A 26039-nucleotide genomic window follows, 5' to 3' on the forward strand; every position below is an offset into this window, starting at 1 on the left:
CTTGGCCGGGGTTTTTCATTTCGGGCGGACGACGCTTACGCGACGCGTGCCGTCGGCTCCACGCCGGCCGCTTCGGCCAGTGCGAGCGCCTTGTCGGTCGCTTCCCACGAGAATTCCGGCTCTTCGCGACCGAAGTGGCCGTAAGCTGCCGTCTTCTCATAGATCGGGCGCAGCAGGTCGAGCATCTTGATGATGCCCTTCGGACGCAGGTCGAAATGCTCGCGCACGAGCTTCGTGATCACCGCATCCGACACGCGACCCGTGCCGAACGTGTTGACCATCACCGAGGTCGGCTCGGCCACGCCGATCGCGTACGACACCTGGATCAGCGCGCGCGACGCGAGGCCGGCGGCGACGATGTTCTTCGCGACGTAACGGCCGGCATACGCTGCCGAACGGTCGACCTTCGACGGATCCTTGCCCGAGAACGCGCCGCCGCCGTGCGGTGCGGCGCCGCCGTACGTGTCGACGATGATCTTGCGGCCGGTCAGGCCGCAATCGCCCTGCGGGCCGCCGATCACGAACCGGCCGGTCGGGTTCACGAGGAACTTGATGTCGCCCTTGATCAGGTCGGCCGGCAGCGTCGGCTTGATGATTTCCTCGATCACGGCTTCGCGCAGCGCGGGCAGCTCGATGTCCGGTGCGTGCTGCGTCGACAGCACGACGGTGTCGATCGAATCGGGCTTGCCGTCGACGTAGCGCACGGTGACCTGCGACTTCGCGTCCGGACGCAGCCATTGCAGGCGGCCGTCGCGGCGCAGGCTGGCCTGGCGCTCGACGAGGCGGTGCGACAGGTAGATCGGCAGCGGCATCAGTTCCGGCGTTTCGTCGCACGCATAGCCGAACATCAGGCCCTGGTCGCCCGCGCCTTGATCGAGGTTGTCGTCGTGTGCACGATCGACGCCCTGCGCGATGTCCGGCGATTGCTTGTCGTACGCGACGAGCACCGCGCAACCCTTGTAGTCGATGCCGTAGTCGGTGTTGTCGTAGCCGATGCGCTTGATCGTATCGCGCGCGATCTGGATGTAGTCGATGTTGGCCGTCGTGGTGATTTCACCGGCCAGCACGACGAGACCCGTGTTGCACAGCGTTTCCGCCGCAACGCGGGAGTATTTGTCCTGCTCGAGGATGGCGTCGAGAATCGCGTCCGAGATTTGGTCCGCGACCTTGTCCGGATGGCCTTCGGAGACGGATTCGGACGTGAAGAGATAATCGTTTGCCACTTTTTCAGGCTCCTGTGTGGTTACGGTTGGTTTCACGTAGCCAGCTTCGTTGGGCCTGAAGCGGCGACGCTTTAGCGGATTACCAGGACCGGGCAGCGCGTGTCGCGCCAACCGGCTTCGCCCCGCAAGTTGTCAGTTAACTCGGCGAAGCCCGTATTATAGCGGCTTTCCTGAATTGTCACAGAGCGCCGCCCGTGCTGCATCTTCCGCTGTCTTACCACCCTGTTCGCAACGTGCCGGCCAGCCGGCCCTACGGAGATTCCGCATGCTAGGCCGCCTCGGCACGCACCTCGCCATCGGCTTGCTGAAGCTGCTCGCCCTGCTGCCGTACGGTCTGACCGCACGGTTCGGCGATGGCCTCGGCTGGCTGCTGTATCAGATCCCCAGCCGGCGAAAGCGCATCGTACATACGAATCTGAAACTCTGCTTCCCGGACTGGAGCGACGAGCGGCGCGAGGAAGTGGCGGGCCAGCATTTCCGTCATGCGATCCGCAGCTACGTCGAGCGCAGCGTGCAGTGGTTCGGCTCGGAGAAGAAGCTCGCGAAGCTGATCGAGGTCGACAGCGCGGTCGATCTCACCGATCCCGACCTGCCGCCGACGCTGTTCCTCGGCCTGCACTTCGTCGGCATCGAGGCCGGTTCGATCTGGCTCAACCGTTCGCTGCACCGCCGCTGCGGATCGCTGTACCAGCCGTTCTCGAACGCGGTGCTCGAGGAAGAGGCGAAGAAGGCGCGCGGGCGCTTCGACGCCGAGATGGTCGGCCGCGCGGACAGCGCGCGCGTCGTGCTGCGCTGGCTGCGCGACCGCAAGCCGGTGATGCTCGGCGCGGACATGGATTACGGGCTGCGCAACTCGACGTTCGTCCCGTTCTTCGGCGTGCCGGCCTGCACGCTGACGGCCGTCGGCCGGCTCGCGAAGACGGGGCGCGCGCAGGTCGTGCCGTTCATCGGCGAGGTGCTGCCGAACTACAAGGGCTACCGTCTGAGAGTATTCAAGCCGTGGGATCACTACCCGACCGGCGACGACGATCTCGACGCGCGGCGGATGAACGAATTCCTCGAGGAGCAGATTCCGCTGATGCCCGAGCAGTATTACTGGGTGCACAAGCGCTTCAAGACGCGCCCGCCCGGCGAGCCGAGCCTGTACTGACCCTGCCGCGAAACATGCGCGGGTGCGCCGTCATGTGCGTGCCTGCGCTCTCGCCGCCTTCGGCGCCCTTTGCGCGCCCGCCTGCCGCACCGCCCTCCTATCGATCCGGCCGCTCGTCGTTCGCGCGGCCAGTCGGCCAATCGGCAGATTGCGCCCCCTTCCATCTGCACGACGGACGCGCGGCCCCGCCCGCGCAGGACGCCCCTGTCGGCTGCATGTATCATTTGCGGTTGAGATCAGCACGACGAACGAGGCTGCCCCGGCATGGCCGCCGGCCGTCCGTGTCGTGCCGACCGCCTCGTTCGCCATGGAATTCCGGACCCAGTGAAACTCTCGTTCACCAAGATGCACGGCGCGGGCAACGACTTCGTCGTGCTCGACGGCTATTCGCGCGCGCTGCCGCCGCTCACCGACGCGCAGGTGCGCGCACTCGCCAACCGCCATTTCGGCATCGGCGCCGACCAGTTGCTGCTGGTCGAGAAACCGACCGTCGACGGCGCGGATTTCAAGTACCGGATCTTCAATTGCGACGGCGGCGAGGTCGAGCACTGCGGCAACGGCGCGCGCTGTTTCGTGAAGTTCGTCAGCGACCGCGGCCTGACCGACAAGCGCAGCGTGCGCGTGCAGGTCATGAAGGGCCTGATCACGCTGACGCTGCAGGACAACGGCGAAGTCGTCGTCGACATGGGCGCGCCCGTGTTCGCGCCGGCGCAGGTGCCGTTCGACGCAGCGGGGCTCGACGGCCGCCAGGAAGGCCGCGACACGCTGTGGCCGCTCGACGTCGGCGGCGCGACACGCTGGATCTCGACGGTGTCGATGGGCAATCCGCATGCCGTGCAGGTCGTCGACGATGCCGAAGCGTATCCGGTGCTGGAAGAAGGCCCGCTGATCGAGCGTCATGCGCGCTTCCCGCAGCGCGTGAACGCCGGCTTCATGCAGATCGTGTCGCGCCGCGAAGTGAAGCTGCGCGTGTACGAACGCGGCGCGGGCGAGACGCTCGCGTGCGGCACCGGCGCATGCGCGGCGGTCGCGGCCGGTATCCGGCGCGGCCTGCTCGATTCGCCCGTGACCGTGCACACGCACGGCGGCACGCTGACGATCGGCTGGGACGGCGCGCGCGACGAAGCCGCCGCGCTGATGATGGCCGGCCCCGCCACGACCGTGTTCGAAGGCGAGATCGACCTGAACGCCTGACCCTGCAACGTCCTTGATAACTGAACGCTCCAGCCACATGAACGATCGCGAAGTCGCCGACTACCTGCTCGCCAACCCCGAATTCTTCGCGCAGCACGCCGAGCTGCTCGCGACGATCCGTCTCGCGAACCCGCACGGCAAGGCCGCGATCTCGCTGCAGGAGCGGCAGATGGAGATGCTGCGCGACAAGAACAAGCACCTCGAGCGCCGGCTCGCCGAACTCGTGCGCTACGGCCACGAGAACGACAGCCTGTCCGCGAAATTCAGCCGCTGGACCGCGCGCGTGATCGCGGAGCGCGATCCGTACGCGCTGCCGCGCACGATCGCCGACGGCATCGCCGACGTGTTCGATGTGCCGCAGACGGCGCTGCGCGTGTGGGACGTCGCCGACACCTACGCGCAAGCCGACTTCGCGCGCCAGGTCGGCGAGGAAGTGCGCCTGTTCACGAACGGCCTGTCGACGCCGTACTGCGGCGCGAACACCGGCTTCGAAGCCGCCCAGTGGCTCGCGCCCGCGCTCGCCGCCCCGGCCGCGAGCGCCGCGGAAGGCACCGAAGCCGCGCCGGCCGGCGACGGCTCGGCCGCGTCGGTCGCACTGCTCGCGCTGCGCGCGCCGCTCGCCGGCAACGATGCGCCCGCGTTCGGCCTGCTGGTCCTCGGTTCGCCCGATCCGCGCCGCTTCCACGACGGGATGGCCACCGACTTCCTCGCACAGATCGCGACGCTCGCGAGCGCCGCGCTCACGCGCCTGCTGCCGCACTGATCCGCCGCACGCGATGACCGACGATCCGATCGCCGCCTACCTGTCGAACCTGAAGCACGTCAGGCAGCTGTCGGAACACACGCTGCGCGCGTACACGCACGAACTCGACGAACTGAAGAAGCTCGCGGCTGGCCGGCCGCTCGACGCGCTGACCGCCGCCGACATGCGCGGCGCGGTCGCCCGCGCGCATGCGGGCGGGCTGTCCGCGCGCTCGATCTCGCACCGGCTCTCCGCGTGGCGCGCGTTCTACCGCTGGCTCGCGCAACGCATCGAGATGCCCGCGAACCCGGTGGCCGCGGTGCGCGCGCCGAAGCGCCCGAAAACGCTGCCGAAGGCGCTGTCGGTCGACGACGCATCCGCGCTGATGGACGCGCCGCTCGCCGGCACGACCGAAGGCATCCGCGATCACGCGATCCTCGAGCTGTTCTATTCGTCGGGGCTGCGCCTCGCCGAGCTGATCGGGCTGGACGTGACGTACACGCAGGCCGACGGCTACCGCTCGGCCGGCTGGCTCGATCTCGCCGAAGCCGAAGTCACCGTGCGCGGCAAGGGCAACAAGGAGCGCAAGGTGCCGGTCGGCCGCAAGGCGATCGACGCGCTGAACGCGTGGCTCGCGGTGCGCGGCGAATTCGTGAAGCACGATCCGCATCCGCTGTTCGTGTCGGTGCGCGGCAACCGGATGTCGCCGGGCGTCGTGCGCGAGCGCGTGAAGCGCGCGGCGCTCGCCGCCGGCATCCCCGCCAACGTCCACCCGCACGTGTTGCGCCACTCGTTCGCGACGCACGTGCTGCAGTCGAGCGGCGACCTGCGCGCGGTGCAGGAACTGCTCGGCCACGCGAGCGTCGCCGCGACGCAGGTCTATACGTCGCTCGACTTCCAGCATCTCGCGAAGATTTACGACAGCGCGCATCCGCGCGCGAAGAAGCGCGACTGACGCGCGTCCCGTGTTACCCGCCACGCGCGGCGGCCGGCACCGGCCGGCGCCGCGCCCGGCCCATTTCGATCTCATCATGCAAACCGTCACCCTCAAGCCGTCCAAGGAAAAATCGCTGCTGCGCCGCCATCCGTGGATCTACGCCAATGCGATCGACCGCGTCGACGGCAAGCCCGCGCCCGGCGCGACCGTGCTCGTGCGTGCGCACGACGGCCGCTTCCTCGCGCGCGGCGCGTACAGCCCGCAGTCGCAGATCCGCGTGCGGGTGTGGAGCTTCGACGAGCACGAGCCGATCGATCACGCGTTCTTCAAGCGCCGCGTGCAGCGCGCGGTCGCGCACCGCACGACGATGGTGTCGGGCACGGGCGCGGTGCGGCTCGTGTTCGGCGAAGCCGACGGGCTGCCGGGGCTGATCGTCGACTACTACGTCGCGGACACCGCCGAGGCCGGCGCCGCGCCGCGCGGCCAGCTCGTCTGCCAGTTCATGGCCGCGGGCGTCGAAGCGTGGAAGGACGCGATCGTCGCGGCGCTCACCGGCGCGACCGGCTGCCCGAACGTGTACGAGCGCTCGGACGTGTCGATCCGCGACAAGGAAGGGCTCGAACAGACGACCGGCGTGCTGGCCGGCGACGCGCCGCCCGCGACGCTGATCTCGAACGAAAACGGCGTGCGCTATCACGTCGACGTGCCGAACGGCCACAAGACGGGCTTCTACGTCGACCAGCGCGACAACCGCGCGCTCGTCGCGCAGTACGCGGCCGACCGCGACGTGCTGAACTGCTTCTGCTACACCGGCGGCTTCTCGCTCGCGGCGCTCAAGGGCGGCGCGAAACGCGTCGTGTCGATCGACTCGTCGGGCGATGCGCTCGCGCTCGCGCAGCAGAACGTCGTGGCCAACGGCTTCGACGCCGAACGCGCGACCTGGCTCGACGCCGATGCATTCAAGACGCTGCGCCGCCTCGTCGACGAAGGCGAACGATTCGACCTGATCGTGCTCGATCCGCCGAAGTTCGCGCCGACCCGCGACAGCGTCGATCGCGCGGCGCGCGCGTACAAGGACATCAACCTGAGCGGTTTCAGGCTGCTGCGTCCGGGCGGCCTGCTGTTCACGTACTCATGCTCGGGCGCGATCGACATGGACCTGTTCCAGAAGATCGTCGCGGGCGCGGCCGCCGACGCGAAGGTCGACGCACGGATCCTGAAGCGGCTCGGCGCGGGCGTCGATCATCCGCTGCTCGCCGCGTTCCCGGAAGGCGAATACCTGAAGGGCCTGCTGTTGCAAATTGTCTGATCGCCCCGATCTTGGCGGACACCCGGTCCGCCAGCTCCGCCTGTCGGGCCGCGCCTCGCCCCTGTCGTCCGGACGATGGGCGGGGGCTTGACAGGTATGTTTCAATGGATGGTTGTGCGCCCCGGCTCGCAGCGCGAGGGCGCGACGCACATCCTGGTTTTGACCCCGATTCACGAACCACAGGCGACCGACATGGCCACTCCCGTCACCATCCTTACCGGCTTCCTCGGCAGCGGTAAGACGACGCTGCTCAAGCGCATCCTGAACGAACAGCACGGCATGAAAATCGCCGTGATCGAGAACGAGTTCGGCGAAGAGAACATCGACAACGAAATCCTCGTGCAGGATTCGAACGAGCAGATCATCCAGATGAGCAACGGCTGCATCTGCTGCACGATCCGCGGCGACCTCGCCCGCGCGCTCGGCGATCTGGCCGCGAAGAAGCGCGAAGGCAAGCTCGACTTCGACCGCATCGTGATCGAGACGACCGGCCTCGCGAACCCGGGCCCCGTCGCACAAACGTTCTTCATCGACAGCGAAATCGCCGACGATTTCCTGCTCGACGCGGTCATCACGCTGGTCGACGCGAAGCACGCGAACGCGCAGCTCGACGAACACGAAGTGGTGCAGCGTCAGGTCGGTTTCGCCGACCGCCTGTTCATCACGAAGTCGGACCTCGTCGACGACCAGACCGTCGCGGGCCTGAAGCACCGCCTGATGCACATGAACCCGAAGGCCGCGATCAAGGTCGTGAATTTCGGCGAAGCGGACATCAAGGAAATCTTCGACCTGCGCGGCTTCAACCTGAACGCGAAGCTCGAGATCGATCCCGATTTCCTCGCCGAGGACGATCACGCGCACCACCACCACGATCACGACCATGATCACGATCACGCGAATTGCGACCACGATCACGGCCAATGCGCGCACGATCACGACCACGGCCACCACAACCATCACCACGCGCACCACGACGACAAGATCAAGTCGTTCGTGTACCGCAACGACCGCCCGTTCGATCCGAACAAGCTGGAAGACTTCCTCGGCGGCATCCTGCAGATCTACGGGGAGCGCATGCTGCGCTACAAGGGCGTGCTGTACATGAAGGGCGTCGACCGCAAGGTCGTGTTCCAGGGCGTGCACCAGATGATGGGCAGCGACCTCGCGGCGAAGTGGCTGCCGGTCGAGAAGAAAACCAACAAGATGGTGTTCATCGGCGTCGACCTGCCGCAGGACCTGATCACCGACGGCCTCGACGCCTGCCTCGCCTGACCCGCGCGGGCGCCTGCCGCACCCCGCTGCCGGCCGCCTTCGCAGGCGGCTGCGGCAGCCGCGCGACGCCTTTTCCGGGCAGGGTTTCGCCGTCATCGCTTTTTCGCGATTTGCGCGTTATATTTTCTAGATATTGGCGCGGCCGACGGGGATCGACCCGATACGGCGGCCGCTTGCGATTCAGTTACAATACGTGCCCGCTGGAGTACGGCAACAAACAGGCCCGGTTCTTGCTGAACCAGTTTTCCGGGCATCGCAACCGCGCCGGATCGCCCATCCGCCTCCCGGCCGCGGCCGATGCGATCTGCCGCGCAGCACACCGGTTCGCAGCGCGCGCAAATCCGCGCCAGGCCTATCCTGGTATTTGAGAACCGGTTTTCCAGAGGCTTTCGGCCCCGCGGCGGCAAATCGCAAATGATTGCAAGCGCGGTTGCGGGTAATCCCAAAGTGCAGGCAATATCTCTTGATTTGCCGCACATTGAAGAAGCAAGCAGATGACGAAGAAACTCTTGACCGAAGCCGAAATCCTGAAGATGAGCGACAAGGATTACATGAATGAGGATCAGCTCGCCTTCTTCAAAAATCGGCTCGAACAGTTGCAGGCGGACATCCTCAAGAATGCAGGCCAGACGACCGAGAACCTGCGCGAGACGGTGATCGTCCCCGATCCCGCCGACCGCGCGACGATCGAGGAAGAGCATGCGCTCGAGCTGCGCACGCGCGATCGCGAACGCAAGCTCCTCAAGAAGGTTCAGCAGTCGCTCGCCCGCATCGATTCCGGCGATTACGGCTGGTGTGAGGAAACCGGCGAGCCGATCGGCATTCCGCGCCTGCTCGCGCGTCCGACCGCCACGCTGTCGCTCGAGGCGCAGGAGCGCCGCGAGCTGCGCCAGAAGCTGTTCGGCGACTGATCGAGCGGTATTCCGCTCAGACACGCTGCTTCCCGAAAGCGCGCGGCCTGCCGCGCGCTTTTTGTTTTCCGGCACCGGTTCCCGGCTGCCGGCCGATTTGCCTCCCCCTCTTGATATCCCGGCGCCCGCCCTAAAATGAAACGGACGCGCGCCGGGCCGCTCCCCGGCGCACTGCGGATTCACGCGGCGGCGCGTCGCGCCGCCCGACTCTTCCCCGTTTTTCTCAAGGAACGCAGATGGAGCAATTTCACGGCACGACCATCGTTTCGGTCCGGCGCGGCGACAAGGTCGCGCTCGGCGGCGACGGCCAGGTAACCCTCGGCAACATCGTCATGAAGGGTGGCGCGCGGAAAGTGCGGCGGATCTACAACAACCAGGTGCTGGTCGGATTCGCGGGCGGCACCGCCGATGCGTTCTCGCTGCTCGACCGCTTCGAGGCGAAGCTCGAGAAGCACCAGGGCAACCTGACCCGCGCGGCCGTCGAGCTCGCGAAGGACTGGCGCACCGACCGGATGCTGCGCCGCCTCGAGGCGATGCTGATCACGGCCGATGCCACCACCACGCTCGTGATCACCGGCAACGGCGACGTGCTCGACCCCGAAGGCGGCATCTGCGCGATCGGCTCGGGCGGCGCGTACGCGCAGGCCGCGGCCCGCGCGCTCGTCGAGAACACCGACCTGTCGCCGCGCGAAATCGTCGAGAAGTCGCTCGGGATCGCCGGCGACATGTGCATCTACACGAACCACAACCGCATCATCGAAACGATCGAGTAAGGACAGCCCCATGAGCACCATGACCCCTGCCGAGATCGTCTCGGAACTCGACAAGCACATCATCGGCCAGGCGAAGGCGAAGAAGGCCGTCGCCGTCGCGCTGCGCAATCGCTGGCGCCGCCAGCAGGTCGCCGACCCGCTGCGCCAGGAAATCACGCCGAAGAACATCCTGATGATCGGGCCGACGGGCGTCGGCAAGACCGAAATCGCGCGCCGCCTCGCGAAGCTCGCCGACGCGCCGTTCATCAAGATCGAAGCGACCAAGTTCACCGAAGTCGGCTACGTCGGCCGCGACGTCGACAGCATCGTGCGCGACCTGATCGAGATCTCGGTCAAGCAGACGCGCGAAGCCGAAATGCGCAAGGTGCGCAGCAAGGCGACCGACCAGGCGGAAGACCGCATCCTCGACATCCTGCTGCCGCAACCGCGCGCGGTGGGCTTCGGCGGCAACGCCGAGCACGCGAACGACGACAACAACGCGACGCGCCAGACCTTCCGCAAGCGCCTGCGCGAAGGTCAGCTCGACGACAAGGAAGTCGAGCTCGACCTCGAGCAGCCGTCGGTCGGCATGGACATCATGGCGCCGCCGGGGATGGAAGAGATGACCGAGCAGATTCGCTCGATGTTCTCGAACCTCGGCAGCGGCAAGAAGCAGCGCCGCAAGGTGAAGATCAAGGAAGCGCTGAAGCTGCTGACCGACGAGGAAGCGGCGAAGATGCTGAACGAAGAGGAAGTGAAGACGAAGGCCGTGCAGAACGTCGAGCAGAACGGCATCGTGTTCCTCGACGAGATCGACAAGATCACGTCGCGCAACAACGAAGGCAGCGGCGGCGAAGTGTCGCGCCAGGGCGTGCAGCGCGACCTGCTGCCGCTCGTCGAAGGCACGACGGTCAACACGAAGTACGGGATGGTGAAGACCGATCACATCCTGTTCATCGCGAGCGGCGCGTTCCACCTCGCGAAACCGAGCGACCTGATTCCCGAACTGCAGGGCCGCTTCCCGATCCGCGTCGAGCTCGATTCGCTGTCGGTGAACGACTTCGAGGCAATCCTCGTCGCGACCGACGCGAGCCTCGTCAAGCAGTACCAGGCGCTGCTCGCGACCGAAGACGTGCAGCTCGAATTCGCCGACGACGGCATCCGGCGCCTCGCCGAGATCGCGTTCGCGGTCAACGAGAAAACCGAGAACATCGGCGCGCGCCGGCTGTACACGGTGATCGAGAAGCTGCTCGAGGAAGTGTCGTTCTCGGCGGGCAACCACGCCGGCGAGCGCGTGACGATCGACGCGAAGTATGTCGACCGCGCGCTCGGCGAAGTGTCGCAGGACGAAGACCTGTCGCGCTACGTGCTGTAACGCGCGCGGCGCCGGATGAGAAGCGGGCGGCCCCTTCGGGGGTCGCCCGTTTTCGTTGGTGCGCCGCTTACTGCCGCACCGGCTTCTTCGCGAGCTTGCGCTGCAGCGTGCGGCGGTGCATGTTCAGCGCGCGCGCGGTCGCCGAGATGTTGTTGTTGTTCTCGGCCAGCACGCGCTGAATGTGCTCCCATTCGAGCCGGTCCACCGACAGCACGACCGGATTCTCAAGCGCTTCTTCGGCCTGCACTTCGGTCGCGTTGGTCTGCAGCGCGGCCAGGATCGACTCGACGTTCGCCGGCTTCGCCAGATAGTTGTCGGCGCCTTCCTTCACGGCCTGCACGGCGGTCGCGATGCTCGCGTAGCCGGTCAGCACGAGAATGCGCGCATCGGGCTGCAGGTCGCACAACGGCGCGATCAGGCTCAGCCCCGAATCCTCGCCGAGATGCAGGTCGACGGTGATGAACTGGAACTTGCCGCCTGCGGCGAGCCGGAGCGCCGCCTCCTTGTCGTGCGCCTGCTGGACCGCGTAACCGCGGCGCTCGAGGCCGCGCGCGAGCGTGCCCGCGAACACCTCGTTGTCGTCGATCACCAGGAAATTGTTCTCGCTCATGGGGTTTCTCCGTCTACGTGTTGGTTGAGGCCGCCGGCATCGCGACGCGCACGACCGGCAGGCGCAGCACGGCCCGCGTGCCGCGCCCGGCCGCGGCGCCGGCCGGCCGGCTGTCCGGCGTGCCGGCTGGCCGTTCGGCTGCCGGTGCACCCGTGCGTGATCCCGCGCGTTGTCCCGAGGCCGCCGCCGCGTGGCCATTTGCCGCACCGCCGGCCCGCCCGTTGCCGCCCGCCGCGCGCGGCGTGACATCGGACAGTTCGATCTCGCCGCCGAGCCGCGCGGCCGCACTGAACGCGAGATACAGGCCGACGCCGTGCCCGCCCTGCGTGCTGTCGACCGGCATCGCGCCGAGCGATTCGCGCAGCGCGGCCGGAATGCCGGGCCCATCGTCGCATACCTCGAATTCGATTTCGTCGGCCGCGCGATCGTGCGCGACCTTCGCGGCAAGCGTCACGCGCTGCGGGCTCGCGCGCGCGGCGTTGTCGAGCAGGATCGTCAGGATCTGGCCGGCCGCGACCGTATCGTCGAGCGCGACGCCGGCCGGGCGCGCGCCGAGCAGTTCGAACTGCACGTGCGGATGCCGCAGGCGCCAGTGCTCGACGAACGTGTCGAGCCAGTCGTCCACCGGCTGGCGGCTCGCCGGCGCGCTCGCGCGGCTGCGCAGGCGCGCGAGCGCCGACGTGCACAGCGTCATCTGTTCCTCGAGCACCTTCAGGTCGGCCTCGTAGCGCGCCAGCCCAGGATCGGCGCGCGCCGCGTCGCGCAACTCCTCGGCGAGCATCGCGATGGTCGACAGCGGCGTGCCCATTTCATGCGCGACGGTGGCGGCCTGCACGCCGAGCGCGACGGCCCGCTCGTCGCGCAGCAGATGCGCCTGCGCCTCGCCGAGCGCCGCGTCGCGCTGGCGCAGCGCATTCGACATGCGCGCGACGAACCACGCGATCAGCCCGACGCTGACCATGAAGTTCGCCCACATGCCGGTACGGTAGTAATCGAACAGGTTCGCCGGGTTGTCCATGTTGAGCGGCACCGAGTCGAAGCCGAGCGCCGCGTAGCAGGCGACCGCGAACGCCGCGAGCCAGATCATCAGGTGCCACGGCAGCACGGCCGCCGCGATCGCGAGCGACGGCAGGTACAGCGACACGAACGGGTTGGTCGTCCCGCCCGACAGGAACAGCAGCGCGGACAGCGCACCAAGGTCGACCCACAGCTGGCCGAGCAGCTCGAAATTGGTCTCGGGCCGCGCACGCAGCACGCGCACCCAGGTCAGCGCGTTGAAAACGATTTCGAGCGCGATGACCATCAGCATCGCCGGCAACGGCAGATGCACGCCGAAATAGGTCTGCACAACGCCGATCGTCACGAGCTGGCCGATGATCGCGAGATTACGGAGCCAGAACAGGTGACTGAGGTTGACGCGCCCGGTGGTGGTGATTCGTTGCATCCGAGCAGTTTACCCGTTTAGCGCCCGGCGCCTCTAGCGGGGCCGGATCGGCGCACGCGAACGGGCGAGGCGCGTGCGTGGCGCGGCACCGTCAACCGGCCGCGCCGGCCATGCGCTGCGCGATCTCGTCGGCCAGACACTCGGGGCACCGGCACCGCGCGCCGGCCGCGGGGGGCGTACCGCCGGGCGGCACCGGCATCGACGCGCACCAGCAGTCGAACGGCTGCGTGTGCGCGCCGCAGTCGAAGCCGCGCCCGCAGCGCGGGCAGCGCGCACGGCGCGGAGCGGAACGGGCGTCGGCGGCGGAATCGGTCATGGCGCAATCGCGGAAGCGGGCGGGACATCGCCCCACGCGACAAGCATAGCGCGGCGGCCGGATTTTGCACGTCGGCCGCCTGACCAGGCTCCACCGCAAACACGCGCGCGCCAGCCCGCCGGTGTCGCCCGTGCGAGCGCCGCCCGAATCGCGCCGCGCCATAGCCGGCGGGCCGCCGCGTGCGATGCCGCGGCGCGCCGCCGGTGTTCCGATCGGCCCAAAAACCCGATGCTGCGCTGCGCCACTCCTGTACAATTCGGCCTGTTTCAACCGTTCCCAGCCAGAGCCGCCGCCATGTCCGAGCCCATCGACCTCTCGCAGATCGCCCCCACGCTGAAAGCAGAAATCCTCGCGGAGGCGCTGCCGTACATCCGTCGTTACCACGGCAAGACCGTGGTCATCAAATACGGCGGCAACGCGATGACGGAAGAGCGGCTCAAGCAAGGCTTCGCGCGCGACGTGATCCTGCTGAAACTGGTCGGCATCAATCCGGTGATCGTCCACGGCGGCGGTCCGCAGATCGATCACGCGCTGAAGAAGATCGGCAAGGCCGGCACCTTCATCCAGGGCATGCGCGTCACCGACGAAGAGACGATGGAAGTCGTCGAATGGGTGCTGGGCGGCGAAGTGCAGCAGGACATCGTGATGCTGATCAACCACTTCGGCGGCCACGCGGTGGGCCTGACGGGCAAGGACGGCGGCCTGATCCACGCGCGCAAGCTGCTGATGCCGGACCGCGACAACCCGGGCCAGTACATCGACATCGGCCAGGTCGGCGAAGTCGAGGCGATCAACCCGGCGGTCGTGAAGGCGCTGCAGGACGACGCGTTCATCCCGGTGATCTCGCCGATCGGCTTCGGTGAAGACGGCCTGTCGTACAACATCAACGCGGATCTGGTCGCAGGCAAGCTCGCCACGGTGCTGAACGCCGAGAAGCTGCTGATGATGACCAACATCCCGGGCGTGATGGATAAGGACGGCAACCTGCTGACCGACCTGTCCGCGCGCGAGATCGACGCGCTGTTCGAGGACGGCACGATCTCCGGCGGCATGCTGCCGAAGATCTCGTCGGCGCTCGACGCCGCGAAGAGCGGCGTGAAGTCGGTGCACATCGTTGACGGCCGGATCGAGCATTCGGTGCTGCTGGAAATCCTGACCGAGCAGCCGTTCGGCACGATGATCCGCTCGCATTGAGCGCGCGCCGCCCGCCTGCCCGCCCCGACCTGCCGGCCCCGCTGCGGCGCCGGCGCATCTCGCGCAGCCGGCCGCGCGCCGGCGCGCCGGTCTGGTTGTTCGATCTGGACAACACGCTGCACCACGCATCGCATGCGATCTTTCCCGAGATCAACCGTGCGATGACGCAATACATCATCGACGCGCTGCAGGTCGGGCGCGCCGAAGCCGACCGCCTGCGCACCGGCTACACCGAGCGCTACGGCGCCGCGCTGCTCGGTCTCACGCGCCATCACCCGATCGACCCGCACGATTTCCTGCGCGTGGTCCACACGTTTTCCGACCTGCCCGCGATGGTGCGGGCCGAGCGCGGCCTCGCGCGGATCGTCGCCGCGCTACCGGGCCGCAAGCTGATCCTGACCAACGCGCCGGAAAACTATGCGCGCGCGGTGCTGCGCGAGCTGGGCATCGAGCGGCTGTTCGAGCGCGTGATCGCGATCGAGCACATGCGCGACCGCCGCACGTGGCGCGCGAAGCCCGATCACACGATGCTGCGCCGGACGCTGCGCGCCGCGCACGCACGGCTCGCCGACGCGATCCTCGTCGAGGATACGCGCGGCCACCTGAAACGCTACAAGCGTCTGGGCATCGGCACGATATGGATCACCGGCCACTTGCCCGGCCATCTGCCGGCGACCGGACGTCCGCATTATGTCGACCAGCGCATTCGTTCGTTAAAATCGCTGCGACTGGGCACACGATCGGGGCGACAAAAATGCAGCCGACTTACCCGCAGGACCAAGCCGTAACGGAAGGCCAGGCCACACCCTCGCGCCCGCGCCCGAAGCCAGGCGAGCGCCGCGTCATGATCCTGCAGACGCTCGCGGCGATGCTCGAGGCCCCGAAACCCGAGAAAATCACCACCGCCGCGCTCGCGGCCCGGCTCGACGTGTCGGAGGCCGCGCTGTATCGGCACTTCACCAGCAAGGCGAAGATGTACGAAGGGTTGATCGAGTTCATCGAACAGGCGCTGTTCGGGCTCGTCAACCAGATCGTCGCGAAAGAGCCGAACGGCGTGCTGCAGGCCCGCACGATCGCGTTGACGATGCTCAATTTCGCCGCGAAGAACCCCGGCATGACGCGCGTGCTGACCGGCGAGGCGCTGGTCGGCGAGGACGAGCGGCTCACCGAGCGCGTGAACCAGCTGCTCGACCGGATCGAGGCGACCGTCAAGCAATGCCTGCGCGTCGCGCGTACCGAGGCGAATGCGCCGCAGGACGGCGCGACGCCGTTCGTGCTGCCCGCCGACTACGATCCCGGCGCCCGCGCGAGCCTGCTCGTCAGCTACGTGATCGGCCGGTGGCATCGGTTCGCGAAAGGCGGGTTCCAGAAGCCGCCGGGCGAGCAGGCCGATGCGCATCTGCGGCTGATCCTGCAGTGACCGACGCATGACGGCGCGCCCCGCCATGCGCCCGAATCCGGGCCTCGCAATTTCCGCTATACTTTGCCGACTGTCGCCCCACGGGCGGCAGGTCGGAAGCGCGCCGATTTGCTGACTCGATTGCGGGCGCGCGAACCGGCCAGGGCGTGGCTGTGCGTTCGCCCTGGCGGTTCACTACAAATGCGGCTAAAGAGGTCGTCAGCCGCGCACCTTCGCCTCCGCGCATCGCCGACACCATTTAGCCGCCCAGTCATAAGGCGGAACGAATGGAATCGATCGGCATCGTCGCTCCACAGACCATGCACTTCGCCGAACCGCTGCGCTTGCAAAGCGGCAGCGTGATCGGCAACTATCAGCTCGTCGTCGAGACGTACGGCGAGCTCAACGCCGCGCGCTCGAACGCGGTGCTCGTCTGCCACGCGCTCAACGCGTCGCACCACGTCACCGGCGTCTACGCGGACGATCCGCGCAGCACCGGCTGGTGGGACAACATGGTCGGCCCGGGCAAGCCGCTCGACACCAACCGCTTCTTCGTGATCGGCGTGAACAACCTCGGCTCGTGTTTCGGCTCGACCGGACCGATGAGCATCGATCCGTCGACCGGCAAGCCGTACGGCGCGAAGTTCCCGGTGGTCACCGTCGAGGACTGGGTGCATGCGCAAGCGCGCGTCGCCGACGCATTCGGCATCGAGCGCTTCGCCGCGGTGATGGGCGGCAGCCTCGGCGGCATGCAGGCGCTCGCGTGGAGCCTGATGTATCCGGAACGCGTCGCGCACTGCATCGACATCGCGTCGACGCCGAAGCTGTCCGCGCAGAACATCGCATTCAACGAGGTCGCGCGCTCGGCGATCCTGTCCGATCCCGATTTCCACGGCGGCGACTACTACGCGCACGGCGTGAAGCCGAAGCGCGGCCTGCGCGTCGCGCGGATGATCGGCCACATCACGTACCTGTCCGACGACGACATGGCCGAGAAATTCGGCCGGGCGCTGCGCCGCGCCGACGGCGCGCTCGACGCGTACAACTTCAGCTTCGACGTCGAGTTCGAGGTCGAGTCGTACCTGCGCTACCAGGGCGACAAGTTCGCCGACTACTTCGACGCGAACACCTACCTGCTGATCACGCGCGCGCTCGACTACTTCGATCCGGCGAAGGCGTTCGACGGCAACCTGACGGCCGCGCTCGCGCACACGCAGGCGAAGTACCTGATCGCGAGCTTCTCGACCGACTGGCGCTTCGCGCCCGCGCGCTCGCGCGAGATCGTGAAGGCGCTGCTCGACAACAAGCGCACGGTCAGCTACGCGGAAATCGATGCGCCGCACGGCCACGATGCGTTCCTGCTCGACGATGCGCGTTATCACAACCTGATCCGCGCGTATTACGAACGAATCGCCAACGAGGTAGGAGCATGAACCAGCAAGCGCTGAATTCCCTGTCCGCGCGCGCGGACTTCCGCGCGATCGCGCGCTGGGTCGAGCCGCGTGCGACCGTGCTCGACCTCGGCTGCGGCGACGGCTCGCTGCTGTCGCTGCTGATGGAAGAGCTGGACGTCACCGGCTACGGGATCGAGCTGAACGACGCGGGCGTGCTCGCGAGCACGAAGAACGGCATCAACGTGATCCAGCAGAACCTCGAGGACGGCCTGCGCCTGTTCGAGGACCACAGCTTCGACATCGCGATCCTGTCGCAGACTCTGCAGACGATTCACCAGACCGCCGCGATCCTGCGCGAAACCGCGCGGGTCGGGCGCGAATGCATCGTGTCGTTCCCGAACTTCGGCTACTGGGCGCACCGGCTGTCGGTGCTGCGCGGCCGCATGCCGGTGTCGAAGTCGCTGCCTTACCAGTGGCACAACACGCCGAACGTGCGGGTGCTGACGATCAAGGATTTCGAGGCACTCGCGCCCGAGGTCGGCGTCACGATTCTCGACCGCATCGTGCTGCACGAAGGCCAGCCGATTCGATGGGGAGCGAACTGGCGTGGTAGTCTTGCTGTCTACCGCGTCAAGCGCAGCTGAGCCGGGGGACCGTTGACGGAAGCTCCGGTCCGCACGCGCGAGCGGTCGCCCCTCGTGCGCCGCTCGCGCCGCCTGCGCTGCCGCCGCCATCAGTCAACGCTACCCAGTTCCAGTCCATGTCGAAAACGCCACACGAGGCGCCCGCACTCACCGCTCACGAGGATCACCCCGGCTGGCGAGCCTATCTGAACACGCACATGCTGATCTGCGTGTTCCTGGGTTTCACGTCGGGTCTGCCCCTCTTCACGCTCGTCTACCTCGTGCAGGCATGGCTGCGCTCCGAAGGCGTGAACCTGAAGGAAATCGGCCTGTTCGCGCTGATCCAGTTCCCGTATACGTGGAAGTTCCTGTGGGCGCCGCTGATGGACCGCTACATCCCGCGCCTGCCCGGCTGGCGGCCGGGCCGCCGGCGCGGCTGGCTGCTGCTCACGCAGCTGCTGGTCGCGGGCGCGATCGCCGCGCTCGGCTTCGTGTCGCCGCGCGACTCGATCTGGACGGTTGCCGCGCTCACCACGCTCGTCGCGTTCTTCGGTGCGAGCGCCGACATCGTGATCGACGCGTACCGCCGCGAGCTGCTGCGCGACACCGAGCAGGGCCTCGGCAACGCGGTGCACGTGAACGCGTACAAGCTCGCCGCGCTGATCCCCGGCTCACTGGCGCTGATCCTGTCCGACCACATGCCGTGGGACGCCGTGTTCGCGATCACCGGGGCGTTCATGCTGCCGGGCATCCTGATGACGCTCGTCGTGCGCGAGCCGGAAGTGGTCGGCGCGCCGCCGCGCAACCTGCGCGACGCGATCGTGCTGCCGTTCCGCGAATTCATCCAGCGCGACGGCTGGGCCGGCGCGCTGCTCGTCATCGCGTTCATCTTCCTGTACAAGATCGGCGACACGATGGCCACCACGCTGTCGACGTCGTTCTTCCTCGACATCGGCTTCACGCGCACCGAGATCGGCATCGTCGCGAAAACCACCGCGCTTGTCGCGAGCGTGCTGGGCGGCATCATCGGCGGCATCTGGCTCGTGAAGATCGGCATCGGCCGCGGGCTGTGGATCTTCGGCGCGCTGCAGTTGGTGTCGACGCTCGGCTTCGCGTGGCTCGCGCAGCTCGGCCCCGGCTCGCCGGTGCTCGCGATGCTGTACGACTTCACCGTGTCGACGAGTCACGCGATCGCGTCCGCGCTGTCGGTTTTCGGCATCGCCGTCACGCCGCAATTCAGCCCGATGACGGTCGCGCTCGCGATCGTCTACGGCTTCGAAACCTTCACGACCGGCCTGACGATGGCCGCGTTCGTCGCCTATATCGCGAGCACGACCGACCCGCGCTATACGGCCACGCAGTTCGCGCTGTTCACGAGCCTCGCGTCGGTGCCGCGCACGCTCGCGTCGGCCGCGAGCGGCTTCATCGTCGCGAAGATCGGCTGGTTCGACTACTTCATCGTGTGTACCGCGCTCGCGATTCCCGGCATGCTGCTGCTGTTCAGGATCGCGCCGTGGAACGGTACCGCACGCGACGGCGAGGCGAGCCGTGCGCAGTAACCGCCTGCATCGTCTCGCCCGCGTCGCGGCTGCGTTGAGCATCGGCGCCGCGGCACTGGCCGCGATGGACGCCTGCGCGAGCGACACCGGCGCGACCGCGGCGGGCTCCGCGCCGGCGACGCCGCCCGCGCCTGCGACGGCGGCCGCGCCCGCCGCGCCGTCCATCGCGGAAGGCGCGCAGCCGACCGGCGCCGCGGCGCCCGCGAAGGCCTATACGCCGACGCCGCAGCAGGTCCGTTACGGCAACGCGATCGCATTCCGCACGCTGATCCCGTCGCCGCTGCTCGAACAGCTCACCGCGAACGAGTACGCACAGATCGTCCAGGCGGCCGCCGACAGCAACCGGCTGCTGAGCGCGAACCAGCCGCGCGTGAAGCGGCTGCGCGCGATCGTCGCGAAGCTCGCGCCGTATTCGGTGAAGTGGAACGACCGCGTGAAAAGCTGGGCCTGGGACGTGAACGCGATCCGCTCGCGAGACATCCGCCTGACCTGCCTGCCGGGCGGCAAGGTGCTCGTGTACGGCGGCATGCTCGATCGGGTGCGCCTGAACGACGACGAGCTCGGCGTGCTGCTCGCGCACGGCATCGCCCATGCGCTGCGCGAACACGCGCGCAGCAACTTCAGCGTGACCTCGCAGACGTCGCTGCGCGCGGCCGCGCTGCCGCCGCTGTTCGGCGTCGGCGATCCGCTGCCGCAGGCGCTGAACCTCGGCGAGCGCCTGCAATCGCTCCACTACGACCCGACCGACGAGACCGAGGCCGACGTGATCGGCGGCGACATCGCCGCCCGCGCGGGCTTCGATCCGCGCGCGGCGATCACGCTGTGGGACAAGCTCGCGGTCGCGACCCGCGCGAACAAGGCGTCGGGCTTCATCTACACGCATCCGTACAGCAGCGCGCGCCGCCAGGACCTGCTGAACCGGCTGCCGGACCTGATGCCGCTGTACGCGAAGGCAACGGGCAAGCGCGTCGAATCGCTGCCCGACTACGCGGGCATCAGCGCGCAGCGGCGCAAGATCGTGCGGCGCTGAACCGCCGCGCGACGCCGGGACGCTACGCGTCCGCGTCGGCCATGGCCGGGCGCACCCCGCTGTCGCGCATCCAGCGCACTTCGTCTCCCGGGCTGCGGCCGAACAGCCGCTTGAACTCGCGGCTGAACTGCGACGCGCTCGCATAGCCGACCCGCGCGGCCGCCGCGCCGGCGCCCAGCCCGTCGCGCACCATCATCAGCCGCGCCTGGTGCAGCCGCGCGGTTTTCACGTACTGCATCGGCGACGTCGCCGTCACGTGCTTGAACTGCGCGTGAAACACCGCGAGGCTCATCCCGGCTTCGCGGGCGAGCGTCTCGACGTCGAGATCGGCCTTCAGCTCCGCATGGATGCGCCGCAACGCCTTCGCGATGCGACCGAAATGATGCTGCTGCACGAGCGCCGCGCGCATCGCGTCGCCCTGCTCGCCAGTCAGCACGCGATACGCGATCTCGCGCATGATCGCCGGCCCCAGCACCCGTGTGTCGTGCGGCGACGCGAGCGCTTCGAGCAGGCGCACGACGGCATCGGCCAACGGCGCGTCGAGCGGCGTTGAATAGACGCCGAGCGGCTCGCTGACCGCCGCGCCGAGCGTCTCGTCGAGCAGGATCGCGAGTTCGGCGATCACCGCGAGATCGACGCGGATCGAGATCGCGAGAAACGGCTCGTCCATGCTCGCGAAGGTCTCGCATTCGAACGGCAGCGGCACCGACAGCACCAGATACTGCTGCGCGTCGTACACGAACGAGCGGTCGCCGAGATAGCCGAGCTTGCGCCCCTGGCACACGACGATGATGCTCGGCTCGTACAGCACCGGCATGCGCGGCGCCGGATGGGTCACACGGATGAAGCGCACGCCGTCGAGCGCCGCGAGCGTGTCGCCCTCGTTCGGCGCGAGGCGCGTGTGCAGCTCGATCATGCGGCGCTGCAGGCGCTCGCCCGCGTCGGCCAAAAGGGGTTGGAAGCTCATCGGTACGGCCCTGTCCGGCAAGAGAATCTGGCTCGCAATGTAGCACCTTGGACACATTTTGACGGCTGTTCGCGGGCAATTCGAGAGGAATAGGCAAATCTTCCAGACCTTCGTGTATTTCGCCGCGGCGCCGCGCTCCTTACGATGACGTCCTGTCTCGCCGCATCGCCACATGATGCGACGGCAGTCTGTTTCGCCGGATGTTTTCCGGACAAGGAGCCCTTGCATGAGTACGACCTATGCCTACGCGGCGACCGATGCGCAGTCGCCGCTCGCCCCGTTCGAATTCCAGCGTCGCGCGCTGCGCGACCTCGACGTCCAGATCGACGTCCTCTACTGCGGCGTCTGCCACTCGGACCTTCACCAGGCGCGCAACGAATGGCGCAACACGATCTACCCGGTCGTGCCGGGCCATGAAATCGTCGGCCGCGTGAGCGCGACCGGCCCGCAGGTGTCGCGCGTCAAGGTCGGCGAGCTGGTCGGCGTCGGCTGTCTCGTCGATTCGTGCCGCACCTGCGCGAGCTGCGAAGAAGGCCTCGAGCAGTATTGCGAGAACGGCTTCGTCGGCACCTACAACGGCCAGGACCGCGTGACGGGCGACATCACGTACGGTGGCTATTCGACGCAGCTCGTCGTCGACGAGGCGTTCGTGCTGCGCGTGCCGGACACGCTCGACCCGGCCGGCGCGGCGCCGCTGCTGTGCGCGGGGATCACGACCTACTCGCCGCTGCGGCAGTGGAACGTCGGCCCCGGCAAGAAGGTCGGCATCGTCGGTCTCGGCGGCCTCGGCCACATGGGTGTGAAGCTGGCGCGCGCGATGGGTGCGCACGTCGTGCTGTTTACGACGTCGCCGTCGAAGATCGAGGACGGCAAGCGGCTCGGCGCGCACGAAGTCGTGATCTCGAAGGACGAAGCGCAGATGAACGCGCACCTGAACAGTGTCGACTTCATCCTGAACACGGTCGCCGCGCAGCACGACCTGAATCCGTTCCTGCACCTGCTCAAGCGCGACGGCACGATGACGCTCGTCGGCGCGCCGGAGCACGACCATCCGTCGCCGCAGGTGTTCAACCTGATCTTCAAGCGCCGCCGCCTCGCGGGTTCGCTGATCGGCGGGATCGCGGAAACGCAGGAAATGCTCGATTTCTGCGCGGAACACGGGATCACGTCCGATATCGAGACGATTCCGATGCAGCAGATCAACACGGCCTACGAGCGGATGCTGAAGAGCGACGTGAAGTACCGGTTCGTGATCGACATGGCGTCGCTCAAGCAGTAAGCGCCGCCCCAAGCGAAACGGGCCGCCTGTCGGAACAGGCGGCCCGTTTTGCATCCGGCGACCGGAATGAATGGCCCGGCGGCTGCGCGCGCGGCGCAGCGCCGGCCATCACTTCTGGTAGTCGTAGTCGACCGTCAGCGGCGCATGGTCGCTGAACTTGATGTCCTTGAAGATCGACGTGCTTTTCGCGGTCCCGGCCACGCCCGGCGTCGCGATCTGGTAATCGATCCGCCACCCGACGTTCTTCGCGTACGCCTGGCCGCGGTTGCTCCACCACGTGTACTGCTCGGGACGCGGGTCGAGCGTGCGGAACACGTCGACGTAGCCGACGTCGTCGAACAGCTTCGTGAGCCACTCGCGCTCTTCCGGCAGGCAGCCCGAGTTCTTCTGGTTGCTCTTCCAGTTCTTGATGTCGATTTCCTTGTGGACGATGTTCACGTCGCCGCACAGGATCACCTCGCGCTTCTTCTTCAGCGCCGCGAGGTGCGGCATGAATTCGGCCATGAAGCGGTACTTCGCCTGCTGGCGCTCCTCGCCGCTCGAGCCGGACGGCACGTACACCGACACGACCGACAGCTTGCCGTAGCGCGCCTCGACGTAACGCCCCTCGGGATCGAATTCGCTGCTGCCGAAACCGATGATCACGTCATCGGGCTCGCGGCGGCTGTACACGCCCGCGCCGCTGTAGCCCTTCTTCTCGGCGTGGTGGAAATAGCTCTTGAAGCCGTGCGGCTCGACGAATTCGGCCGGCAGGTCGTCGGCCGATACCTTGATTTCCTGCACGCACACGCAATCGGCGTTCTGTTCGCCGAGCCAGTCAAAGAAGCCCTTCTTCGCGGCGGAGCGGATGCCGTTCAGGTTGGCGGTGATCACTCGCATCATGTCGGGTTCCGTTCAGTTCGATATTTTTACAGGGGGCAGCTTAACGGATCTTCACGCCTTCGAGCTCGGGCTTCGGCGGCGGGAATTCCAGCTTCATGTCGGTCATCGTGCGCAGCAGCAGCTCGGCGATCATCACGTTGCGGTGCGTCTTCGAATTCGCCGGGATCACGTACCACGGCGCATGCTCGGCCGACGTCGCGGCGAGCGCGTCGCGGTACGCGGACTGGTAGGCGTCCCAGTGCTTGCGCGCGTCGAGATCGGCGATGTCGAATTTCCAGTGCTTGGTCGGATCGTCGATGCGCGCCTGCAACCGCGCGCGCTGCTCGTCCTTCGAGATGTGCAGGAAGCACTTGATGATCGTCGTGCCGTTCTCGAACAGCATCGTCTCGAAATCGCGGATCTGCCGGTAGCGGCGCTCGCACTCCTTGTCGCCGATCGCGCCGAGCACGCGCGGCACCAGCACGTCTTCGTAGTGGCTGCGGTTGAAGATCGCGAGCTCGCCGGCCGCCGGCACCTGCGCATGCACGCGCCACAGGAAGTCGTGCGCGGCCTCGATCGGCGTCGGCGCCTTGAACGGCACGATGCGCAGGCCGAGCGGATCGACCTCGCGAAACACCGCGCGCACGGTGCCGTCCTTGCCGCTCGTATCCATCCCCTGCAGCACGAGCAGCACGCGCTTCTTCTGCTGCGTGTGCAGGCGCTCCTGCTGCACGTCGAGCTCGGTCGACACGACCGACAGCCGTTCACGGTCGGCCTCCTTCGAGCCGGACGAAAACGGCTTCGCGGCCGGGTCGAACGCGTCGAGCTTGAATGCGGCGGCTTCCTTCTCGCGCGTGCTGTACGGCACGCGGAAATCGTCGAGCGACGGTTGTTTCGCCATTCGTTCCTCCGTTGGACGGTGCGATGCATACGATAACGCATCCACCAAACGCGACGGGCCGCCCCGAACTGGTCGGGAGCGGCCCGTCGTCAAGCGCGGTTCAGGCGCGCGCGCATGCTCAGCCGAGCTTCTTCTTCAGCAGCTCGTTGACCTGCTGCGGATTGGCCTTGCCCTTGGTCGCCTTCATCGCCTGGCCGATCAGCGCGTTGAACGCCTTTTCCTTGCCCGCGCGGAATTCCTCGACCGACTTCGCGTTCGCCGCGAGCACTTCGTCGATGATCGCTTCCAGCGCGCCGGTGTCGGAGATCTGCTTCAGGCCCTTCGCGTCGATGATGCGGTCGGCCGCACCTTCGTCGGTCGCCTTCTCGTCCCAGATCGTCGCGAAGATTTCCTTCGCGATCTTGTTCGAGATCGTGCCGTCGGCGATGCGCTGCAGCAGCAGCGCGAGCTGCGCGGCCGAGACGGGAATCGCGTCGATCTCGATGCCGTCGCGGTTCAGTTGCGACGACACGTCGCCCATCAGCCAGTTCGCGGCGATCTTCGCATTCGCCGCGCCGGCCTTCGCGACCACCGCCTCGAAGTACGCGGCCATCGCCTTGCTCGACGTCAGCACGCCCGCGTCGTACGCGGACACGCCGTACTCGTCGACGAAGCGCTGCTGCATCGCGGCCGGCAGTTCCGGCATGCCGGACTGCACGCGCTCGATCCAGTCCTGGCCGATCACGAGCGGCATCAGGTCGGGATCGGGGAAGTAGCGGTAATCGTGCGCGTCTTCCTTGCTGCGCATCGAACGCGTCTCGCGCTTGTCCGGATCGTAGAGGCGCGTTTCCTGCACGACTTCGCCGCCGTCCTCGATCAGCTCGATCTGCCGACGCACTTCGTAGTTGATTGCTTCCTCGAGGAACCGGAACGAGTTCAGGTTCTTGATTTCCGCGCGCGTGCCGAACTTCTCCTGGCCGACCGGGCGCACCGACACGTTCGCGTCGCAGCGGAACGAGCCTTCCTGCATGTTGCCGTCGCAGATGCCGAGCCACACGACGAGCCCGTGCAGTGCCTTCGCGTACGCGACGGCCTCGGCCGCGCTGCGCATTTCCGGCTCGGTGACGATCTCGAGCAGCGGCGTGCCCGCGCGGTTCAGGTCGATCCCGGTCATCCCGGCGAAGTCTTCATGCAGCGACTTGCCCGCATCTTCCTCGAGGTGCGCGCGGGTCAGGTTGACCGTTTTCTCGTACGCAGCCTTGCCGGCCTTTTCGTTGGCCGGCACCTGGATCGTGATCTGGCCGCCCTGCACGACCGGAATCTCGTACTGGCTGATCTGATAGCCCTTCGGCAGATCGGGGTAGAAATAATTCTTGCGCGCGAAGATGCTGCGCGGCGCGATGGTCGAGCCGATCGCGAGACCGAAGCGGATCGCCCGCTCGACCGCGCCGCGGTTCAGCACCGGCAGCACGCCCGGCAGCGCCAGGTCGACCGGGCACGCCTGCGTGTTCGGCTCGGCGCCGAACTGCGTCGATGCGCCCGAGAAAATCTTCGAGACGGTCGACAGTTGCGCGTGCGTCTCGAGACCGATAACGACTTCCCACTGAGTAGCCATGTG

General features: G+C 67.3%; 25 protein-coding genes. 17 read left to right on the forward strand and 8 right to left on the reverse strand.

The genetic code is table 11. The annotated features are described in order from the left end of the window. Positions 1-35: 35 nt before the first annotated feature. Complete coding sequence (metK, locus tag H0X91_RS23710) at positions 36-1223, reverse strand: methionine adenosyltransferase (protein ID WP_006482984.1); 1188 nt, start codon at positions 1221-1223, stop codon at positions 36-38. A gap of 265 nt (positions 1224-1488) precedes the next feature. Between metK and lpxL the strand changes: the two genes are divergently transcribed. The 9 genes from lpxL to hslU all read left to right on the forward strand — a co-directional run bounded on the left by lpxL (position 1489) and on the right by hslU (position 10865). Then, on the forward strand, positions 1489-2373 hold the full coding sequence (gene lpxL / locus H0X91_RS23715; protein ID WP_077055850.1) for a lauroyl acyltransferase LpxL: 885 nt from the start codon (positions 1489-1491) through the stop codon (positions 2371-2373). 324 nt (positions 2374-2697) lie between these two features. Further along, positions 2698-3567 carry a diaminopimelate epimerase gene (gene dapF / locus H0X91_RS23720; protein ID WP_006482985.1) on the forward strand — a complete coding sequence of 290 codons (870 nt, stop codon included), beginning with the start codon at positions 2698-2700 and terminating at the stop codon, positions 3565-3567. 37 nt (positions 3568-3604) lie between these two features. Beyond that, positions 3605-4330, forward strand: a complete 726-nt coding sequence (locus H0X91_RS23725) for a DUF484 family protein (RefSeq protein ID WP_006495540.1) — start codon at positions 3605-3607, stop codon at positions 4328-4330. Between the two features lie 13 nt (positions 4331-4343). After that, entirely contained in the window at positions 4344-5264 is a 921-nt protein-coding gene (xerC, locus tag H0X91_RS23730) for a tyrosine recombinase XerC (protein WP_006483686.1), read from the forward strand. 76 nt (positions 5265-5340) lie between these two features. Beyond that, positions 5341-6555: a class I SAM-dependent rRNA methyltransferase gene (locus H0X91_RS23735; RefSeq protein ID WP_006495541.1), complete on the forward strand. Its 1215-nt coding sequence runs from the start codon at positions 5341-5343 to the stop codon at positions 6553-6555. Positions 6556-6651: 96 nt separating this feature from the next. After that, positions 6652-7827: a CobW family GTP-binding protein gene (locus H0X91_RS23740; protein WP_171984008.1), complete on the forward strand. Its 1176-nt coding sequence runs from the start codon at positions 6652-6654 to the stop codon at positions 7825-7827. A 494-nt stretch (positions 7828-8321) separates the two neighbouring features. Continuing rightward, positions 8322-8738: an RNA polymerase-binding protein DksA gene (dksA, locus tag H0X91_RS23745; protein WP_006477498.1), complete on the forward strand. Its 417-nt coding sequence runs from the start codon at positions 8322-8324 to the stop codon at positions 8736-8738. 236 nt (positions 8739-8974) lie between these two features. Next, entirely contained in the window at positions 8975-9511 is a 537-nt protein-coding gene (gene hslV, locus H0X91_RS23750) for an ATP-dependent protease subunit HslV (protein ID WP_006483683.1), read from the forward strand. 10 nt (positions 9512-9521) lie between these two features. Next, a complete protein-coding gene (hslU, locus tag H0X91_RS23755) occupies positions 9522-10865 on the forward strand; it encodes an ATP-dependent protease ATPase subunit HslU (RefSeq protein ID WP_006483681.1) in 1344 nt (447 codons plus the stop codon). A 67-nt stretch (positions 10866-10932) separates the two neighbouring features. Here hslU and H0X91_RS23760 read toward each other — a convergent pair whose 3' ends face one another. The 3 genes from H0X91_RS23760 to H0X91_RS23770 form a co-directional block, all read right to left on the reverse strand. Next, positions 10933-11475 carry a response regulator transcription factor gene (locus H0X91_RS23760; RefSeq protein ID WP_006483687.1) on the reverse strand — a complete coding sequence of 181 codons (543 nt, stop codon included), beginning with the start codon at positions 11473-11475 and terminating at the stop codon, positions 10933-10935. Positions 11476-11488: 13 nt separating this feature from the next. Continuing rightward, the gene (locus tag H0X91_RS23765; RefSeq protein WP_006495543.1) at positions 11489-12919 is read right to left on the reverse strand and encodes an ATP-binding protein; all 1431 of its coding nucleotides are present in this window, start codon (positions 12917-12919) and stop codon (positions 11489-11491) included. A 91-nt stretch (positions 12920-13010) separates the two neighbouring features. Further along, on the reverse strand, positions 13011-13235 hold the full coding sequence (locus H0X91_RS23770) for a cysteine-rich CWC family protein (protein ID WP_006495544.1): 225 nt from the start codon (positions 13233-13235) through the stop codon (positions 13011-13013). Positions 13236-13529: 294 nt separating this feature from the next. Here H0X91_RS23770 and argB point away from each other — a divergent pair, with 294 nt between their 5' ends. From argB to H0X91_RS23805, 7 genes are all read left to right on the forward strand, one after another. Next, a complete protein-coding gene (gene argB / locus H0X91_RS23775) occupies positions 13530-14429 on the forward strand; it encodes an acetylglutamate kinase (RefSeq protein ID WP_006490510.1) in 900 nt (299 codons plus the stop codon). Beyond that, positions 14426-15217 (forward strand): pyrimidine 5'-nucleotidase, encoded by a 792-nt coding sequence (locus tag H0X91_RS23780; protein ID WP_006495545.1) that lies wholly within the window; start codon positions 14426-14428, stop codon positions 15215-15217. Before argB ends, H0X91_RS23780 begins: the two co-directional genes overlap by 4 nt. Further along, a complete protein-coding gene (gene slmA, locus H0X91_RS23785; RefSeq protein WP_012492337.1) occupies positions 15184-15849 on the forward strand; it encodes a nucleoid occlusion factor SlmA in 666 nt (221 codons plus the stop codon). The genes H0X91_RS23780 and slmA overlap by 34 nt, the downstream gene beginning before the upstream one ends. Positions 15850-16115: 266 nt before the next feature. Further along, positions 16116-17261 (forward strand): homoserine O-succinyltransferase MetX, encoded by a 1146-nt coding sequence (gene metX, locus H0X91_RS23790; protein ID WP_196433401.1) that lies wholly within the window; start codon positions 16116-16118, stop codon positions 17259-17261. Further along, positions 17258-17866 carry a methionine biosynthesis protein MetW gene (gene metW / locus H0X91_RS23795; protein ID WP_006484645.1) on the forward strand — a complete coding sequence of 203 codons (609 nt, stop codon included), beginning with the start codon at positions 17258-17260 and terminating at the stop codon, positions 17864-17866. Before metX ends, metW begins: the two co-directional genes overlap by 4 nt. 116 nt (positions 17867-17982) lie before the next feature. Then, positions 17983-19404: an AmpG family muropeptide MFS transporter gene (locus H0X91_RS23800; RefSeq protein ID WP_006484646.1), complete on the forward strand. Its 1422-nt coding sequence runs from the start codon at positions 17983-17985 to the stop codon at positions 19402-19404. Continuing rightward, positions 19394-20434 carry a M48 family metallopeptidase gene (locus tag H0X91_RS23805; protein ID WP_034201229.1) on the forward strand — a complete coding sequence of 347 codons (1041 nt, stop codon included), beginning with the start codon at positions 19394-19396 and terminating at the stop codon, positions 20432-20434. The genes H0X91_RS23800 and H0X91_RS23805 overlap by 11 nt, the downstream gene beginning before the upstream one ends. A gap of 22 nt (positions 20435-20456) precedes the next feature. On the opposite strand, the gene H0X91_RS23810 is transcribed toward H0X91_RS23805, so the two are convergent. After that, a complete protein-coding gene (locus tag H0X91_RS23810; RefSeq protein ID WP_034201228.1) occupies positions 20457-21401 on the reverse strand; it encodes an AraC family transcriptional regulator in 945 nt (314 codons plus the stop codon). 226 nt (positions 21402-21627) lie between these two features. On the opposite strand from H0X91_RS23810, the gene H0X91_RS23815 reads away from it, so the two are divergent. Beyond that, entirely contained in the window at positions 21628-22680 is a 1053-nt protein-coding gene (locus H0X91_RS23815; RefSeq protein WP_196433402.1) for an NAD(P)-dependent alcohol dehydrogenase, read from the forward strand. 108 nt (positions 22681-22788) lie between these two features. On the opposite strand, the gene H0X91_RS23820 is transcribed toward H0X91_RS23815, so the two are convergent. From H0X91_RS23820 to gatB, 3 genes are all read right to left on the reverse strand, one after another. Continuing rightward, entirely contained in the window at positions 22789-23562 is a 774-nt protein-coding gene (locus H0X91_RS23820) for an exodeoxyribonuclease III (protein ID WP_006494378.1), read from the reverse strand. Positions 23563-23602: 40 nt separating this feature from the next. Then, positions 23603-24442 carry a polyphosphate kinase 2 family protein gene (locus H0X91_RS23825; RefSeq protein WP_006482508.1) on the reverse strand — a complete coding sequence of 280 codons (840 nt, stop codon included), beginning with the start codon at positions 24440-24442 and terminating at the stop codon, positions 23603-23605. A gap of 118 nt (positions 24443-24560) precedes the next feature. After that, the gene (gene gatB / locus H0X91_RS23830; protein WP_006482505.1) at positions 24561-26036 is read right to left on the reverse strand and encodes an Asp-tRNA(Asn)/Glu-tRNA(Gln) amidotransferase subunit GatB; all 1476 of its coding nucleotides are present in this window, start codon (positions 26034-26036) and stop codon (positions 24561-24563) included. Between the last annotated feature and the right edge of the window lie 3 nt (positions 26037-26039).

It is taken from the genome of Burkholderia sp. 9777_1386, assembly GCF_015712265.1.
Classification (GTDB): Bacteria; Pseudomonadota; Gammaproteobacteria; order Burkholderiales; family Burkholderiaceae; genus Burkholderia; species Burkholderia cenocepacia.